The following is a 15,962-nucleotide window of genomic DNA, read 5'->3' as shown; positions in this document are numbered from 1 at the left end:
GGGCTGAGCGGCGCGCAGTTCGCGGTGGGCGCCAACCTGGCCCGGGGGCCGGTGACGGGCGCCCAGTTCTCCGTGGGCGCCAACGTGGCCGGCGCGGACCTGCTGGGCCTCCAGTCCACGGTGGGCGTCAACGTGGTGCGCGGGAACGCGGAAGGCGCGCAGCTCGCGGTGGGTGGCAACATCGCGTCGGGCGAGGTGAATGGCACGCAGATGGCCGTGGCCGTCAACGTCGCGGGGAAGAGCTTGCTGGGCGCGCAGCTCGGCGTGGGCGCCAACGTGTCGGGCGGCCCGGTGCGCGGGCTCCAGGCTGCGGTGGGCGCCAACATCGCGACAGGGCGGGTCCACGGGCTCCAGGCCTCCGCGGGCCTCAACGTGGCGGGGCAGATGACGGGGCTCCAGATGTCCTCGGGTGTCAGCTACGTGCGGAATCTCTCCGGCGCCCAGCTCTCCATCATCAACGTGGGCGGCGAGGTGGATGGCGCGCAGGTCGGCATCGTCAACATCGCCAACAACGTGACGGGCGCGCAGGTGGGCATCCTCAACGTGGCCAGCGAGCTGGACGGCGAGGCGGTGGGCATCCTCAGCTTCGTCGGCGGCGGCCAGGCGCATGTGCAGGCCTGGGCCAGCGATGTGGCGCTCACCAACGTGGGCGTGAAGCTGGGCGGCCGTCACATCTACTCGCTGTTCACGGTGGGCTACAGCCCCTCCATCGACGAGGACCGCCGCCGCTTTGTCATGGGCGCGGGCCTGGGCGGCCACATCCCCATGGGCCGCTTCTTCTTCGACATCGACGCGGTGAGCAGCACCGTCCACACGAAGCGGCTCTTCGAGGACACGAACCATGTCCTGGGGCAGCTCCGGCTGACGGCGGGCTGGCAGGTGGCGCGGCACTTCGCGGTGTTCGGTGGCGTCAGCGCCAACACGCTCGTCACCTGGGATGACAGCGACCCGTGGAAGGAGCTGGGCATCGGGCCGCAGTGGCGCCACGTCGCGGACGAGGGCCGCACCACCGTGCGCATGTGGCCGGGCCTGCTCGCGGGTGTGCAGATTTGAGGAGCCCCTCCCATCTTCCTCCCGGGTGCGCTGCTCTGGAGTGCGCGGCGCCAGGGGGTGAAGCATGGAAGGAAGCATGCGCGCGATGGTGCTGCGCGAGGTCGGGCAGCCCCTGCAGGAGACGCGGCTGCCCATTCCTCGCCCTGGCCCGGAGGAGCTGTTGCTCCGCGTGCGCGCCTGTGCGGTCTGCCGCACCGACCTGCACGTCGTGGACGGTGAGCTACCGAAGCCCAAGCTGCCGCTGGTCCCAGGCCATGAAATCGTGGCCACGGTGGAGGCGGCGGGCGAGCGGGCGACGGCCATTCCCGTGGGCACGCGAGTGGGCGTCCCCTGGCTCGGCTGGAGCTGTGGCCACTGCCGCTTCTGTCTGGCCGGCCAGGAGAACCTCTGCGAGCAGGCACGCTTCACGGGGTACCAACTGGATGGTGGCTACGCGGAGTTCACGGTGGCCCACCAGCGCTTCTGCTTCCCCCTGCCGCCCGAGTACACCGACGTCCACGCCGCGCCGTTGATGTGCGCGGGCCTCATCGGCTTTCGCAGTCTCCGCATGGTGGGGATGGAGCGCCGTCTGCTGGGTTTCTACGGCTTCGGCGCTGCGGCGCACCTGCTCATCCAGGTCGCGCGCCACCAAGGCCGGCGCGTCTTCGCCTTCACCCGGCCGGGGGACGTGGAGGGACAGCGGTTCGCGCGGGAGTTGGGCGCGGAGTGGGCCGGGGATTCGGACACCGTGCCTCCGGAGCGGCTGGACGCGGCCATCCTCTTCGCGCCCGTGGGCGCGCTGGTGCCCGCCGCGCTCCGGGCGGTGGACAAGGCCGGCGTGGTGGTGTGCGGCGGCATCCACATGAGCGACATCCCCGCGTTCCCCTACGCGCTGCTGTGGGAGGAGCGGGTGGTGCGCTCGGTGGCGAACCTCACCCGGGCGGATGCGCTGGACTTCCTCGCGCTCGCGCCCAAGGTGCCGGTGCGCACATGGGTGCAAACCTTCCCACTGTCCGCCGCCAACGATGCCCTCACCGCGCTGAGGCGAGGCCAGGTGCACGGCGCGGCGGTGCTGGAGGTGGCGGCCCTGGGTTGAGCGTGGAGCCAGGCGGACCCACGTCCGCCTCTCAGGGTGGGTGGGGCAAATCGCCCCGCAGAGACTGCGGCGGTGTCCCATTTCGCCGCAAACGCAGCGTGTGGCTTGCGTGGCGATTGATGGAATTTCGCGGACCTGGCGCGCTGGCCGCGCAAATGCATCCGGAAGGGAAGGCAACCCGATGCCCCCTTCCCGGGGGCACCACCACGCGAGGCGGACGATGAACCGAGCGCTGCAAATCACCTATCGGGGCATGGAGACGAGCGAGGCCCTGAGCGAGCACATTCGCGACCACGCCGGCAAGCTGGAGCAGTTCTACGACGGCATCGTGGGGTGCCACGTGGTGGTGGAGGAGCCGCACCGGCACAAGCAGCACGGCAGGCATTTCCACGTGCGCGTGGATGTGAGTGTGCCAGGACGGAACATCGTCGCCAGCCGGGATCCGCAGGCGCGCACCGGGCACGAGGATGCCTATCAAGCGGTGACGGACGCGTTCGACGCCGCCAGGCGCCAGCTCCAACACTACGCGGACGCGCTTAACACGCACCACGGGTGACGGTGTCGCTCGCGCGGCGCTTCATTCCCATTACAGACATCCAGCTGGGCGGTCGCGCGACGCACATTCCGAACATTTGCCATTCAAACCCATGACAGACCTGGGGGGCTGGGCGCTATCGTGTGGCTTGTCACGCCATGAAAGCCCAGCGCCTCCAGGTGCTGCGGGTCGACGCCGAGGCTCCCCACCTCGTCACCACCGCCGCCGTCCACTCGACAGCCTCACTCGCCAAGTCCGCCACGGTTCCGTGCGCGGGGCGCCTGCATGGGTCGCTGGCGAACCCGGGGGGGGAGCGATGAGGCCCCCCGTGGGCAAGCGTGGGTGGTGGGTGGTGACCGGCGTCGTCTGGCTCGGCGGCGTCGTGGCGGGTTCGCTCGCCCTGGCTCGCTATTCCCTCACGCCCGGCGAGTCCCTGGCCGCACCCGCGCGCTGGCCCGGGGACTCCACGGTGCCACGCGTGGAGGGCCGTCCCACGCTGGTGATGCTGGCGCACCCGCTCTGTCCCTGCACGCGCGCGAGCATGGGAGAACTCTCGTTGGTGATGGCGAAGGCACAGGGGCGGCTCGACGCCTTCGTGCTCTTCCTCAAGCCCGAGGGCACCGGCAAGGATTGGGAGCAGGGCGAGCTGTGGCGCTCCGCGGCGGCGATTCCGGGCGTCATCGCCCTGCGCGACGAGGGCGGCGTCCAGGCGGAGCGCTTCGGCGCCGTCACCTCCGGTCAGGTGCTCTTCTACGACGCGGGTGGGGCGCTGCGCTTCAGCGGCGGCATCACCACGGCCCGGGGCCACGTGGGCGACAACGCCGGGCGCGCCGCGGTGGAGGCGCTGCTGGGTGGCGCGCCACCGAAAGCGCCGGCCGGGCACGCCGTCTACGGCTGTGAGCTGGAAGACCCCCGCGGGAGCGTGCCATGAGCCCGGCGCGCGCCGAGACGTCCAGCCCGCCCATGGCGCTCAAGGAGCGCGCCGCGCGGCTGTTCCGCGAGCACCTGTCCGCGGTGCGGGTCCGCACGGACCGGCTCTTCGCGGGGCTGATGCTGGGGCAGTGGGCGGTGGGCATCGTCATCGCCCTGTTCGGTCCGCGGGGCAGCGGCGCGCAGCTCCAGGCGGCCGTGCTGGTGGGGACGCTGCTCAGCGCCTTCCCGATGGTGATGGCCCGCTGGCGCCCGGGCTCCACGCCCACCCGTCACGTGGTGGCCGTATGCCAGGCGCTCTGGTCCTCGCTGCTCATCTTCCTGACGGACGGCCGGGTGGAGACGCACTTCCACATCTTCGGCTCGCTGGCCTTCCTGGCGCTGTACCGCGACCCATGGGTGCTGCTCACCGCGAGCATCACCACCGTCGTGGACCACGTGATGCGCGGCACCATGTGGTCACACTCGCTCTACGGCGGGCTTCCGCCGGAGCTGTGGCGGTTCGTGGAGCACGCCTTCTGGGTGGCCTTCATCGACGTGGTGCTGGTGTATTCGTGCCGGGGCATGTTGCGCGAGCTGCGCGAGGTGGCGGTGCGCCGGGCAGAGCTGGAGCTGGCCCGCGAACGGGAGCACGCGAAGGCGCGCGAGCTGGACCGCGCCCTGCGCGAGCTCAGCGGCTTCCAGGAGCACCTCATCCGCGTGGAGAAGCTGGCCGCGGTGGGACAGCTGGCCGCCAGCGTGGGGCACGAGCTGCGAAACCCGCTGGCCGCCGTGCGCAACTCCCACGCCTATCTCTCCCGGAAGCTCACGAGGGACCCAGCAGGGGCCGCGGATGACCCACGGGTCCCCCAGTTCCTGGGGCTGATGGAGCGCGAGCTGAACGCCTGCGCGAAAATCATCTCCGACCTGCTCGACTTCGCCCGCGAGCGTCCGCCCGCGCTCCAGCCGTGTCCGCTGCGTCCGTTGGTGGACGAGGCCATTGGCGTGGTGCCGCAGCGGGAAGGGGTGCGAATCGTCAATGACGTGCCGGAGTCGTTGCCGGTGCCGCACCTGGACAAGGAGCAGTTCCGTCAGGTCCTGGTGAACCTGGTGCAGAACGCGGTGGAGGCCATGCCCGTGGGGCGCAATGGAGTGGTTTCAGTCGTAGCGGAAGGTGGAGACGCGAGTCCCTGGCGCATCCGGGTCGTGGATGACGGCGCGGGGATTCCTCCGGAGGTGCTGCCCAAGATTTTCGAACCGCTCTTCACCACGAAGACGCGTGGCACCGGCTTGGGACTGGCCATTGTCGCCAACATGGTGCAACGTCATGGCGGCACAATCTCTGTGCGCAGCGAAGCGGAGCGGGGTAGTGAGTTCCTCATCGAGCTCCCCGCGGCAGCGGCGGCCCAGGCCGCATGATGGAGGACGTCGCAGTGGCCCCCGCGCGCATCCTGCTGGTCGACGACGAGGAGTCGCTTCGCATCACCTTGGCCGCGAACCTGGAGCTGGAGGGCCACACGGTCCTCGAGGCGGCCAATGGTGAGGAGGCCTTGCGCCTCCTGGAGAAGCAATCCGTGGACGTGGTGCTCACGGATATCCGCATGCCCGGCCTGCACGGCGTGGAGCTCTTGCGCCGCATCAAGCAGGAGCGCCCCGACATGCCGGTGGTGCTGATGACGGCCTTCACGGCGGAGGAGCTGGTGGATGACGCGCTCGCCGAGGGCGCCTTCACCGTGCTGCCCAAGCCCTTCGATGTGACGCACGCGCTGGACACGGTGCTGCGCGCGGCGGCGGCGCCGCAGGTCCTGGTGGTGGACGACACCGAACAGGTGGCGCGCGGCATGGTGCGCGCCCTGAGCACGGTGGGGCTGCGCGCGCGCGCCGTGTACAGCGGCGAGGAGGCGTTGTCCTCGTTGCGTTCGGGGGAATACGACGTCTGCGTGCTGGACCTGGTGATGCCGGAGATGAGTGGGCCGGAGCTGGTGTCCAAGGTGCGCGCGGCGAACCTGTCCGTCGCCATCATCGCCGTGTCCGGCCACGTGGTGCCGGAGATGCTCCGCAGGGTGGCGGCGCAGGGCGCGGTGGTGTGCATGACCAAGCCGGTACCGTTGCGCGAGCTGGTACAGGCGATTGCAAGGGTGCGAGGCCGGCCTCAACAAGGGCTGCAAGGCGCGAGGATTTGACCCATGGCAGGCAGAGACCTCCAGGCGCGTGAGCGGGCGGCGGTGGCGGACGTGGTGGCCTCCACCCTGCGGCACGACCTGCGCAACAAGCTGGCCAGCATCCGCAACGCCTCGTTCTACTTGATGCGGCAGGTGAAGAAGACGGACCTCTGGAGCGCGGACCCGCGCGTGGAGACCTTCTTCCAGCTCATCGAAAAAGAGCTGACGTCCGCCGAGGACGTGCTCTCCAAGCGCGCGCCGCCGCTCACCGGTGGCACGCGTCCCCGGTGCAGCGCCCGCGATGGCGTGGAGCACGCGCTCGCCGAGGCCCAGGTGCCGCCGTCGGTGGAGGTGGTGCGCGACCTGAGGGAGCAGGGCGGCGTCCCGCTGGAGGTGGAGGACCTGGCGCTGCTGGTGCGCTGCCTCGTGGACAACGCGCTGGAGGCCATGCCGCGCGGCGGGACGCTCACGGTGCGCACGCGCGACACCGAAAGCGGCGTGTGCCTGCGTGTGGAGGACACCGGAGAGGGCCTGGCGGCGGAGGCGTACTCGCGCGCCCTGGAGCCCTTCTTCACCACGCGGTCCCACCACGCCGGGCTGGGGCTGAGCATCGTCCACCGGACGGCCGTGCGGCATGGCTGGCAACTGGACCTGGGCGCGGGCCCCTCCGGGGGCACCTACGTGGAAATCCAATTCACGGGCCCGGAGGCCGGGGCCCATGACCGGAATGACGTGACTCGGGGGAGCAAGTGATGGAGACGAACTGGACGTTCGGGCGTTGCCTGCTGCTCGTGGAAGACGACCCTTCCAACCGGATGACGCTGTCCGCGCTTTTGGAGGATGCGGGCTTCGCGGTCGTCACCGCCGGTTCCTATTCGGAGGCCGCGGGATTATTGAACCGGCCTCGCGCGTATGACGCCGTGCTGTTGGACCAGAGCCTGGGTGACGGCTTTGGGACGGGGCTGATTCCGCTGGTGCGCCACCACATGCCGAAGACCAAGGTCGTCTTCGTCACCGGTCATGACGGGAAAATCGACATGCCGGTGGACGCCGTCTTCCGCAAGGGCGGCCACTTCGACGACCTGCTGGCCTTCCTTTTCAAGCTGTTGCCCCAGCGCCCGCTGGGTGCCTGAACGCGAGGCTCCAGAATGCTGCTCCCTTCCGTTTCCGAGCGCTCCGCTCTCACCCGACGGCGGGAGCAGCTGGCGAAAGCCCTGGGGAGCGCAGCCGCGCTGCTGGCGTCGAGCCGCCCCCGCCCGCGCAACTACGCCGCCGACCAGTTCCCCTTTCGGGCGTCGAGCCACTTCCTCTACCTCTTCGGGCTCGCGGCGCCGGACGGCGTGGGCCTGTATGACGGCCATGGCTGGACGCTGTACCTGCCCGAGCCCGGTCCCGACGACGCGCTGTGGGACGGCGCGGTGCCCGGCTTCGCTGAAATCGCGGAGCGGACGGGCTGCACCGTGCGCTCGCGCGCCGAGCTGCCCGCGGCGTTGAAGGGCCGCGACGTGGCGACGCTGCCCACGCCGGACCTGGAGACGTGTCTGGACGTGGCCGCGCTGCTGGGCCGCGAGGTGCGTCCCGGCCACCTGGCGGCGGTGGACGTGCCGCTGGCGGACGCGATGATTGCGCTGCGGCTTCGCCATGACGACGCCGCGCAGGCGCAGCTGCGTCAGGCCGCGGAAGTCACGGTGCTGGCCCACATGGCGGGCATGCGCGCCACGCGGCCGGGCATCCTGGAGGCCGCGGTGCGCGCCGCGATGGAGGCGGAGTTCGTCTCGCGCGACGTGCGACCGGCGTATCAGCCCATCGTCACCGTGCACGGCGAGGTGCTGCACAACCTGCGCTATGACCACACGCTGCGCGAGGGAGACCTGCTGCTGGCGGACGTGGGTGGTGAAAGTCCCGCCGGCTTCGCCTGTGACGTGACGCGCACGTGGCCGGTGACGGGGCGCTTCAGCACGACGCAGCGCGAGCTGTACGACGTCGTGCTGCGCATGCAGAAGGCCAGCATCGACGCGGTCCAGCCCGGGACGCGCTACCGCGACGTGCACCTGGCCGCGCACCGGGAGATGGCGCGAGGCCTGGTGGCGCTGGGCATCCTCCGTGGGGACCCGGAGGAGTTGGTGGTGGACGGCGTCACCGCGCTCTTCTTCCCGCACGGCGTGGGCCACCTGCTGGGGCTGGACGTGCATGACATGGAGGACCTGGGGGACCGGGCGGGCTATGCGCCGGGCCGCACGCGCTCGCCGGAGTTCGGTCACCGCTCGCTGCGGTTGGACCGGGATTTGGAGCCCGGCATGGCGGTGACGATTGAGCCGGGCATGTACCAGGTGCCCGCCATCCTGTCGGACGCGCGGCTCATGGCGCGCGCGAAGGACAGGCTCCAGCGCGACGTGCTGGCGCGCTACGCGGACGTGCGCGGCATCCGCATCGAGGACGACGTGCTTGTCACGCCGGGCGGAAACGAGGTGCTCACCGCCGCCATCCCCAAGGAGGCCTCGGACATCGAGGCCGTCATGACCAGCTCTGCCCGTCCAGCTCCGGGAAGGTGACCTGGCACTGGCCGGGATTCACGCCGTCCACGCGCGCGTAGCCATTCTTGTTGAGGGTGCCTTCGCGCGTGCTCCCATCCGGGAGCGTCACCAGGTAGCGCGCGTGGGGGATGGGGTTGCCCTCCTCGTCCTTCAGCTCGATGGCCAGCCACGTCTGTTCCTCGACGGGGGCTTCCTCGGACGTCAGCGGCGGTGGTTCCGGCCAGGGCGTGGGCAGCAGCACCGGACGCGCCATGGGGAGCGCCACCAGCTCGCCATGCACAAAGGCCTCGGTGAGCCGCTGCTGAAGGCGCTGCTCGTACCGGCCGCGCTCCAGGCCGGACAGCCCCAGCGGGCGGTTGCCTCCGAGCGCTTCGTACATCGCATACAGCGTGTGCGCGGCGGGGGTGGCCAGCCAGCGCTTCAAGGCGGCGCTGACGAAGACGTCGGGGACGGGCGCGTGCGGATGTTTCAGCCGCTCCAGGTCGACGGAAGGTACGACGAGCCAGTCTTCCCCCTGGGCCGGCAGTCGCCACCGGCGCTCACCGTGCAAGAGCTGCATCATGACGGCCTCCCTGTCTGGGAGTGTATCAGGATGCGCGCTCTGCGTAGGAGGCGCTGCAATGTGGGGTGCGCGGCGCCTGACGCTGCGCATCGGGGTGTGGAGTGTGGAACGTCCCGGTGGGACGCAGGGGCAGGGTTACTGCTGCTGCGGTGCGCCTTCGGGCGCCTGCTGAGCCTCGGTGGGCGCGGCCGGGCTGCTGTGCGCGAACACCATGAGCCACTTTCCGTCGCGGCGCTGCCACACGTCGGTGAAGTACACGGCGTCGGTGACCTCACTGCCGTCCATCATGCGCACCTGCGAGCGCTGGACGCCGGCCAGCACGCCCGTGTCACCGAAGACGTGGGTCTTCATTTTTTCGGCTTCGACGGACGTGATGTCACCGGGGATTTCGGCGATGCCCACGATGAACGCGTCACGGTTCATCTCCGCGCCGTCCGCGCCGCGATAGATGAAGTCCTCGGTCGTGAGCGACTTGATGGTCTCCAGGTCCTTCGTCTGGATGGCGCGCATGACGCGGCCTGCGAGCTCCGTCAGCGTGCGTATGTCATCGGTGGAAGTCGTGCTCATGGGTGACTGACTCCGGGTGGAAACATGGCCGCACGCAGAGGCGGCCAGCAGGGTGAATGCAGGAGAGCTTGTTACATGAGGTGTCGTGAGTACAACGCGCCTGCACGCGTGCGGAATGAATCTCCAGAGCGCGAAGTTGCGGGGCCGCGTGCGCCATCCGCCGTGAGTTGACCCGGTGAAGCTGTGGACAGGCGCGGTGCCTCCAGGGGGCACAGCGTTCAAGGACGAACAGTGGGGGGTGGCGCGACGAGGGCCGGTTCCTACGTTGCACGCCCTGTCGAAGTCAGGGCCGGTGAGTGCAGCGCGGGCGAGGGAGGGCGTGTGGACGAGCTTCTTTCCGGAGCTGAAGGGCAGTTCCGTACTCAGGGCAAAGGCACTCCAGGTGCGTTGGAGCCGCGCGGCACGGTGAGCGTGAGCGAGGCGCTCGAGGGAGACCTCGACGCGTATCTCGACCGCGAGCTTCTCGAGACGTGTGAAGACGACGCTGTCGTGGAAGACACTGCACCCGTGACGGATGTTTCCGCGAGCATGCGCGCGCTGCTCGCACTCGCGGAGGAGGAGACGGAGTGGCTGGAACGCCTGCCGCCGTCCACCTCGCACGCGCTGGACGTGTTGCCCGAGCCCACGGTGGAGATTCCCGAGTGGATGCGCACTTCGCCTGGTGCGAAGAAGGTGACGTCCCTGGGCGCCTTGTTGCCGCCGCGTGCGGAGGATGTGCTGGCGCGTGCGCCGGATGCGCCCATGTGGGGTGATGCGCCGCCGCATGCGCACCTGGAATCCACGCGGTGGCGCGGTGCGAGTGCGACCGAGACAGGCCGTGTCCTGGGACTTCGCGCCGGGGCGTTGATGGGCGCGGCGGCCGTGGGCGCGCTGACGGCGGGCCTGCTGCTGGTCGCGGGACTCTACGTGCGCGGAGATTTCACTGGGACGCAGGCGCGCGTCGATGATGCCATCCGGCGCACGGCGCACGGCGCTGTCCTTGGCGCGAGCGGTGATGCCCAGGCGGGCCTGTCCTCGGCTGGCGCCGGCGCCGCGATGCGCACCGCCGCTCCGTCTGGGCACGCCATTGGAGCGAGCACGTTCACGCAGGCCGCCGTGAGCGGTTCATCTCCGGACGCGGCGCTCGCTGCCTCGTCGCACGTCTCCGTGCCTGCCTCGGCGCCGGCGCGAAACCCGGGCACGCCCATGGCGGAGTCGCTCGCGGTGGTGAGCCCCGCGCCCATCAAGCGCATGGCCCCCGCGAAGACGGACGGGGCGTCGGCCCTGCCGCCTGCTCCCGTCGAACTCGACCTGGGAGACACGGGTGCGGAAGGCACTGCTTCCCAGGACGCCATCGCGACTTCACCGGGTGATGTCGTCGCGGAGGCCGTGGAGGAGGACACGTTGGAGAAGGGGCCGTACGCGGACCTCGATGAGGCCTTCGCGCGCGAGCTGGGCTTCACGGAAGACGCGGACGCGGAGGTCTCGAAGGCGGAGGCGCCCGCGCGCACCGTCTACGTGCCGCCCGCGGTGGACGTGAAGGAGCACCTCACGCCGGAGGACGTGAAGCAGGTGGTGCTGAACAACCAGCCCGCCATCACTGCCTGCCTGCGCTCACACGCGCAGGGCACGCCGATGGAGGCCGGTGGTCGCTTCATGGTGCAGTGGTCGGTGCTCCCCAGCGGTGAGACGCTCAACGTGTCCATGGACACCGCCGCGCTGCGCGCCACGCCGCTGTCGCGCTGCATCGAGGACGTGGTGCGCCGCTGGAAGTTCCCGGTGCATCAGGTGCGGATGCAGGAGCCCATCCGCTTCCCCTTCATCTTCTGAGGCGCGGGCGGACTACTGGCTTCTATGCTTCCACCTGGAATGCCAGCGCCCAGTCCGCCGGAGCCCACGGAGTTGCACGTCTGCCACCGCTGCCTCGTGCGGCTGGAGGCCAGCGCCGGTGGCGTGGACCTGCCACGCCGGCTGCGGGAGGCCCTGGCAGGACGGGGCCTCGCCGAGCGGACACGGGTGATTGCGTCAGGCTGCCTGGGTGAGTGTCCCCGGGGCCTCGTGAGCGTGCTGGTGCTCCCGGACAGTGGCTCCGGGGCGCACGTTCAGCTCATCGACCCGGCGAAGGACGGAGCGGACCTGGCCGAGCACGTCGACCGGTTGCCTGGTGTGCAAGACGGGCTCCCGCGAGTTGGGCGGCCTTGAGCAGCGCTTCCACCATGGGCACGCAGCTCGCCTCACCCTTGCCAGCGATGGCGTAGGCCGTGCCGTGGTCGGGAGACGTGCGCGGCACGGGCAGGCCCAGCGTCACGTTCACCGTGCGCTCGAAGTCCAGCGCCTTGGCCGGGATGAGCCCCTGGTCGTGGTACATGGCCAGCACCGCGTCGTAGCGCGCGCCCACCTGGTCCGGCTTCGCGAAGAGCCCGTCCGCGGGGATGGGCCCATGCGCGTCCACCCGGGCCGCGCGGGCCTTGCGGATGGCGGGGCCAATTACCTCCACCTCTTCGCGTCCCAGCAGCCCACCTTCGCCCGCGTGCGGGTTGAGCCCCAGCACAGCGATGCGCGGCTTGTGGCCCACCACTGGCTCCAGGCTGCGCGACAGCAGCTTGAGCTGCGCCGTCAGGCCGTCCACGGTGAGCAGGCGCGGCAGGTCCGCCAGGGGCACGTGGTTGGTGGCCAGGGCCACACGCACGCGAGGCCCATCCATCAGCATCATCACGTCCACGCCGAAGGCCTCCGCCAGCACTTCGGTGTGGCCCATGAAGGGGATGCCCGCGCGGGAAATCTGCTCCTTCGACACGGGCGCGGTGCACAGCGCGTCCACGTGTCCGGCCCGCATCGCGTCGATGGCCGCCGTCACGAAGGCGTACTGCGCGCGGCCGCCCTCGCGCGAGGGCTTTCCGGGCACGCGGTTCTTCTCCGCGAGCCGCGTCACCTCCACCACGGTGGGGCCCTCCACGCGGCCCAGGGCGGAGGGCTCCACGCGGGCATAGCGCCGGAAGGCGGGGAAGCGCGCCAGCGTGGGCCCGTCTCCGAAGATGACGGGGACGAGCACCTTGCGCACGGAGGGCTTCGTCAGGGCCGCGGCCGTCACTTCCGGCCCGATGCCCGACACGTCTCCCAGGGAGATTCCGACGAGCGGAAGGCCCACGGCGGCTACATCTTCACGTCGATGTTGGCCTTCTGCCGCAGTTCCTGCACGTACTGGTCGAGGAACTTCTCCGTCTTCTCCTGGAGCAGCTTGCCCTCCAGCTTGGAGCGCATCTCCTCGTAGGACTCGGCGGCCACCGAGCGGCGCTCCTCCACCTTCAGCACGTGCCAGCCGAAGTTGGTGCGCACCGGCTCACTGACGCCGCCCTCGGGGAGGCCGAACGCGGCCTTCTCGAAGGCCGCGACCATGACGCCACGCTTGAACCAGCCCAGGTCACCGCCGTCCGCGGCGCTGGGGCCTTCGCTGCGGGCGCGGGCCAGCGAGGCGAAGTCCATGCCCGGCCGGCGCGCTTCCGTGGCGATGGCCTCCGCCCGCTTCTTGGCGGCTTCCACCTGCTCCGCCGTGGCCTTGGCGTCCACCTGCACCAGGATGTGGCGCGCGTGGACCTCCGAGTCACCGCTCTCCATGCGCGTGTACTGCGTGTACGCGGCCTTGAGGTCCTCCTCGGTGATTTTCACCTGGGGGCCCACCTTCATTCGCAGCAGGCGGTCACGCAGGATGCGCTTGCGCATCATGTCCCGGTAGGTGGCCATGGTGAGGCCTTCACCCAGCAGGAGCTGCTCGAACTGCGCGGGGTCGGTGATGTTGTTCTGCTGGCGCACGTCCGCCACCAGCTCATCCACCTCCGCCTCGCTGGCGGTGATGCCCAGCTGCGCGATTTCGGACTCCATCAGCTTCTCGCCGATGAGGGTGTCCAGGGCCGTCTTCATCAGCTGCAGCCGCTGCTCGCCGCGCTTGCGCGGATCCGGGTCGTTGACGCGGGCCATCTCCGGCGCCGCGCGCTGCTGCACCTCGGACAGCGCGATGATGTCGCGGTTCACCACCGCGGCCACCTTGTCCACCAGCTCCGCGTGCGCCGCCCCGCTGCTCCCCAGGAGCGCCACCGCCGCGATTGCCGCCACCAGCTTCTTCATTCCCGCCATCCTTCCGTACCACCCCGGGCGCGTCCAACCGCCGCCCCGGTCTTCGATTTCGTCGTCACTCCGCCGTCGCCTGCTGAGGCGCCGGACGCCCGCGGATGGCCTGCAACGTGGCCTCGTTCACCTGGACCTGCGCCTTCTGCCGCAGCTCCTGTTCGAACGTCTCCTGCGCCTGCGACCGCTTCTGCTCCAGCAGCTTGCCCTCCACCAGCGAACGGACTTCCACGAACTCCCGCTTGCGCGCCGGCTTGCGCTCCAGCACGCGGAACAGGTGGAAGCCGTACTCGGTAGACACCACGTCCGAAACCTGCCCCACCCCCAGCTTGAATACCACCTCGTCGAAGGCGGGCGGCATCTGCCCCCGGGGGAAGAACCCCAGGTCGCCTCCCACCTTGGCGTCCGCGCTGAGCGAATACCTGCGCGCCAGGTCCGCGAACTTCTTGCCGGACTTGAGCTGGGTTTGCAGCCGCCGTGCCTCGTCCAGGCCCTTCACCACGATTTGCGCGGCGTGGACCTGCTCGGGCTCGTGGAAGTCCTTCTCGTGCGCGCCGTACCAGGCCCGCAGTTCTTCTTCAGTCACCGCCACGCGCGAATAGACGTGGCTGGCGAACAGCTTTTCGATGGTCAGCCGGCTTGCTTCCCGCGAGCGCAGCTCCGCCATGGACAGCTGCCCCTGGGCCAGGACCTCGTTGAAGTTGCCCGCCGGATAGTCTCCCGACAGCCGCAGGACCCCCCGGTCCACCTCCTCCGGGGTGACGGTGATGTTGTGCTTGCGAGCCTCCTGCAGCAGCAGCATCCGGTGGATGTACGTGTCGAGGAGCGCGCGCTTGAAGGGTTCCACGTCCTCCAAGGTGCGCTGGGACACGTCTGTCAGCGCCAGCTCGCGCCACAGTTCCTGTTCGAAGTCCGCCCGGCTGAGCACCTCGCCGTTGACGCTGGCGACCACCAGGGCCTCCGGCGTCTCCATCACGGGCTTGGTGCAGGCGGGCATGCCCACCCCTGCGGCCAGGGCGATGGCGAGTGGGACCAGGAAGGCGCGGGTGGGAGAAAAGCGCATGCGCGGGGCCTCGTGAGGGGGAGGGCTCCAGATTGGCAAGCCGTCAGTCATGGCGCGAGGCCCGTTCCGGTAGCACGCCGGGCAGGGCCGGACAACCTCACCGGGCCTACGGCTGCGTCGCGTGTGCGGAGAGGAACGCCTCCACCAGGGGGAAGATTTCGTCCGGGGCCCGGCGGCCCAGGACCAGGTCCGCGTGCCCGTAGTCCGCCCCGAAGCCGTGGGCCTTGCCGGCGACGAGGACTTTCACCGGCCCGCCCAGGTACTCCTTGGCGCGCGCCACCGCCATGGGTGGGGCCAGCAGGTCCTTGCTGCCCGCCAGCAGCAGGAAGGGGATGGTCACCCGGGACAGGGACTCGCGGTAGTCGAACTCGCCGTTGTAGGACGTGAAGCGGTTGGTGGTGATCCACCGCGCGAACTGGCGCCCCACGCCGCCGGCGATGTCGGCGGGCACGTTGGCCAGCGCGCGCCGCACCACCTCCGTCTCCATGTTCTCCGCCAGCATCATGTAGCGGCTCATGGGCCCCGGCGGCGCGCCGAACAGGGCGATGCTGGTGACGCGGCTGGTGGGGATGACCCGCAGCTTCAGCACCGGCTCCACCTTCTGGATGAAGGTCCGCAGGCCCGGCTGCACCGCGAAGGTGAAGGGACTGCCCAGGGTGACGGCCGCCCGCACGGGCGCCTGCGGCGTCTTCGCCAGGTGGGCATAGAGCATCAGCCCGCCCTTGGAATGACCAACCCAGAGCACTTCCTTCGCACCTGTGGACAAGACGGTACGCACCGCCGTGCGCACGTCGTGCTCGGCCTGGTCGTCGAAGTTGAAATCCGGGCAGTCGCCCGCCAGCCCCCGGCCCCGCAGCTCCAGCACCCACGTTTCGAAGCCAGACCGGGCCAGGTAGCGGGCCAGGCTGTACTGCTCGTCGAAGTCCATGTGGAAGCGGTTGGCTCCCAACCCGTGGCAGAGGATGACGGGCTGGGCGAAGCGCTTCTCGCCTCGGGCGTGGTAGCGGCCCAGGGCAATGGAGGCCCCGTCGTCCGTGGGCACCCGGTACAGCTCGTCCGGGCGGAAGGTGAGCGTCAGCAGCCCCTCCTTCCCGCGCACCATCGTTCGCGAAAAGAGGTCCGCCATCCGACCCAACCGTGCCACCTGTCGACGAGTCACGTCGCCAGTCTAAGCCGGACCGCGGGGCCATGCCGTGTTCATTGGTGAGCAAGCACCCGCCCGGCAGGACTGTTGCAGGGAGATGTAGGCAACGACTCGGAGGAGGTGGCAATGCGGCGGAAACAGGCTTGGAAGGAAATGTGGTCCTCCCTTTTCGCCACCGTTTTTCCCACGGATACCCTTCTGGCGGCCCTTCGGAAGATGGAGCGGCACCAGGTGCGGTTGTTGGGCGTGGTGGGGGA

The 15,962-nt window shown here is 70.0% G+C and carries 16 protein-coding genes and 1 pseudogene; 11 read left to right on the top strand and 6 right to left on the bottom strand.

Annotation, left to right across the window (positions count from 1 at the left end; all coding sequences use genetic code 11):
• The 10 genes and pseudogenes from F8M74_RS35650 to F8M74_RS35605 form a co-directional block, all read left to right on the top strand.
• Positions 1–1,053, top strand: a pseudogene (locus F8M74_RS35650) (hypothetical protein); the annotation flags it as partial.
• A gap of 64 nt (positions 1,054–1,117) precedes the next feature.
• On the top strand, positions 1,118–2,128 hold the full coding sequence (locus F8M74_RS35645) for a zinc-dependent alcohol dehydrogenase family protein (protein WP_141258310.1): 1,011 nt from the start codon (positions 1,118–1,120) through the stop codon (positions 2,126–2,128).
• Between the two features lie 220 nt (positions 2,129–2,348).
• Positions 2,349–2,684: an HPF/RaiA family ribosome-associated protein gene (locus F8M74_RS35640; RefSeq protein ID WP_140786867.1), complete on the top strand. Its 336-nt coding sequence runs from the start codon at positions 2,349–2,351 to the stop codon at positions 2,682–2,684.
• A gap of 137 nt (positions 2,685–2,821) precedes the next feature.
• On the top strand, positions 2,822–2,983 hold the full coding sequence (locus tag F8M74_RS35635) for a hypothetical protein (protein ID WP_153881043.1): 162 nt from the start codon (positions 2,822–2,824) through the stop codon (positions 2,981–2,983).
• A gap of 8 nt (positions 2,984–2,991) precedes the next feature.
• Entirely contained in the window at positions 2,992–3,594 is a 603-nt protein-coding gene (locus F8M74_RS35630; RefSeq protein WP_228560244.1) for a RedB protein, read from the top strand.
• A complete protein-coding gene (locus F8M74_RS35625) occupies positions 3,591–4,991 on the top strand; it encodes a sensor histidine kinase (protein WP_141258307.1) in 1,401 nt (466 codons plus the stop codon). Before F8M74_RS35630 ends, F8M74_RS35625 begins: the two co-directional genes overlap by 4 nt.
• Positions 4,988–5,755: a response regulator gene (locus F8M74_RS35620; protein WP_140786870.1), complete on the top strand. Its 768-nt coding sequence runs from the start codon at positions 4,988–4,990 to the stop codon at positions 5,753–5,755. The genes F8M74_RS35625 and F8M74_RS35620 overlap by 4 nt, the downstream gene beginning before the upstream one ends.
• A 3-nt stretch (positions 5,756–5,758) precedes the next feature.
• Positions 5,759–6,487 carry a sensor histidine kinase gene (locus F8M74_RS35615; protein WP_141258305.1) on the top strand — a complete coding sequence of 243 codons (729 nt, stop codon included), beginning with the start codon at positions 5,759–5,761 and terminating at the stop codon, positions 6,485–6,487.
• Entirely contained in the window at positions 6,487–6,867 is a 381-nt protein-coding gene (locus F8M74_RS35610; protein ID WP_013936365.1) for a response regulator, read from the top strand. The genes F8M74_RS35615 and F8M74_RS35610 overlap by 1 nt, the downstream gene beginning before the upstream one ends.
• Before the next feature lie 15 nt (positions 6,868–6,882).
• Positions 6,883–8,286, top strand: a complete 1,404-nt coding sequence (locus F8M74_RS35605; protein ID WP_141258304.1) for an aminopeptidase P family protein — start codon at positions 6,883–6,885, stop codon at positions 8,284–8,286.
• Here the strand turns inward: F8M74_RS35605 and F8M74_RS35600 are convergent.
• On the bottom strand, positions 8,249–8,830 hold the full coding sequence (locus F8M74_RS35600) for a carboxypeptidase-like regulatory domain-containing protein (protein WP_228560246.1): 582 nt from the start codon (positions 8,828–8,830) through the stop codon (positions 8,249–8,251). The genes F8M74_RS35605 and F8M74_RS35600 overlap by 38 nt on opposite strands.
• A 135-nt stretch (positions 8,831–8,965) precedes the next feature.
• Positions 8,966–9,397 carry a nuclear transport factor 2 family protein gene (locus F8M74_RS35595; protein ID WP_141258300.1) on the bottom strand — a complete coding sequence of 144 codons (432 nt, stop codon included), beginning with the start codon at positions 9,395–9,397 and terminating at the stop codon, positions 8,966–8,968.
• A gap of 321 nt (positions 9,398–9,718) precedes the next feature.
• On the opposite strand from F8M74_RS35595, the gene F8M74_RS35590 reads away from it, so the two are divergent.
• Positions 9,719–11,206, top strand: a complete 1,488-nt coding sequence (locus tag F8M74_RS35590) for an AgmX/PglI C-terminal domain-containing protein (protein ID WP_141258298.1) — start codon at positions 9,719–9,721, stop codon at positions 11,204–11,206.
• 277 nt (positions 11,207–11,483) lie between these two features.
• On the opposite strand, the gene pdxA is transcribed toward F8M74_RS35590, so the two are convergent.
• The 4 genes from pdxA to F8M74_RS35570 all read right to left on the bottom strand — a co-directional run bounded on the left by pdxA (position 11,484) and on the right by F8M74_RS35570 (position 15,687).
• On the bottom strand, positions 11,484–12,524 hold the full coding sequence (gene pdxA, locus F8M74_RS35585; RefSeq protein WP_141258295.1) for a 4-hydroxythreonine-4-phosphate dehydrogenase PdxA: 1,041 nt from the start codon (positions 12,522–12,524) through the stop codon (positions 11,484–11,486).
• Between the two features lie 5 nt (positions 12,525–12,529).
• Positions 12,530–13,498: a peptidylprolyl isomerase gene (locus tag F8M74_RS35580; protein ID WP_171410529.1), complete on the bottom strand. Its 969-nt coding sequence runs from the start codon at positions 13,496–13,498 to the stop codon at positions 12,530–12,532.
• 64 nt (positions 13,499–13,562) lie between these two features.
• Positions 13,563–14,561 (bottom strand): peptidyl-prolyl cis-trans isomerase, encoded by a 999-nt coding sequence (locus F8M74_RS35575; RefSeq protein WP_171410528.1) that lies wholly within the window; start codon positions 14,559–14,561, stop codon positions 13,563–13,565.
• A gap of 106 nt (positions 14,562–14,667) precedes the next feature.
• The gene (locus F8M74_RS35570) at positions 14,668–15,687 is read right to left on the bottom strand and encodes an alpha/beta fold hydrolase (RefSeq protein WP_011550603.1); all 1,020 of its coding nucleotides are present in this window, start codon (positions 15,685–15,687) and stop codon (positions 14,668–14,670) included.
• Positions 15,688–15,962 lie beyond the last annotated feature (275 nt).

The organism is Myxococcus sp. CA023, assembly GCF_010998615.1.
In the GTDB taxonomy this organism is placed as follows: Bacteria; Myxococcota; Myxococcia; order Myxococcales; family Myxococcaceae; genus Myxococcus.
The sequence above is the reverse complement of the archived record's forward strand: the minus strand, read 5'-3'. Positions and strand labels throughout refer to the sequence as shown.

Coding starts and splice junctions, on each gene's coding strand:
- F8M74_RS35645 (WP_141258310.1), top strand. CDS start 1,118: ATGGAAGGAAGCATGCGCGCGATGGTGCTGCGCGAGGTCGGGCAGCCC.
- F8M74_RS35640 (WP_140786867.1), top strand. CDS start 2,349: ATGAACCGAGCGCTGCAAATCACCTATCGGGGCATGGAGACGAGCGAG.
- F8M74_RS35635 (WP_153881043.1), top strand. CDS start 2,822: ATGAAAGCCCAGCGCCTCCAGGTGCTGCGGGTCGACGCCGAGGCTCCC.
- F8M74_RS35625 (WP_141258307.1), top strand. CDS start 3,591: ATGAGCCCGGCGCGCGCCGAGACGTCCAGCCCGCCCATGGCGCTCAAG.
- F8M74_RS35620 (WP_140786870.1), top strand. CDS start 4,988: ATGATGGAGGACGTCGCAGTGGCCCCCGCGCGCATCCTGCTGGTCGAC.
- F8M74_RS35615 (WP_141258305.1), top strand. CDS start 5,759: ATGGCAGGCAGAGACCTCCAGGCGCGTGAGCGGGCGGCGGTGGCGGAC.
- F8M74_RS35610 (WP_013936365.1), top strand. CDS start 6,487: ATGGAGACGAACTGGACGTTCGGGCGTTGCCTGCTGCTCGTGGAAGAC.
- F8M74_RS35605 (WP_141258304.1), top strand. CDS start 6,883: ATGCTGCTCCCTTCCGTTTCCGAGCGCTCCGCTCTCACCCGACGGCGG.
- F8M74_RS35600 (WP_228560246.1), bottom strand. CDS start 8,830: ATGATGCAGCTCTTGCACGGTGAGCGCCGGTGGCGACTGCCGGCCCAG.
- F8M74_RS35595 (WP_141258300.1), bottom strand. CDS start 9,397: ATGAGCACGACTTCCACCGATGACATACGCACGCTGACGGAGCTCGCA.
- F8M74_RS35580 (WP_171410529.1), bottom strand. CDS start 13,498: ATGAAGAAGCTGGTGGCGGCAATCGCGGCGGTGGCGCTCCTGGGGAGC.
- F8M74_RS35575 (WP_171410528.1), bottom strand. CDS start 14,561: ATGCGCTTTTCTCCCACCCGCGCCTTCCTGGTCCCACTCGCCATCGCC.
- F8M74_RS35570 (WP_011550603.1), bottom strand. CDS start 15,687: ATGGCGGACCTCTTTTCGCGAACGATGGTGCGCGGGAAGGAGGGGCTG.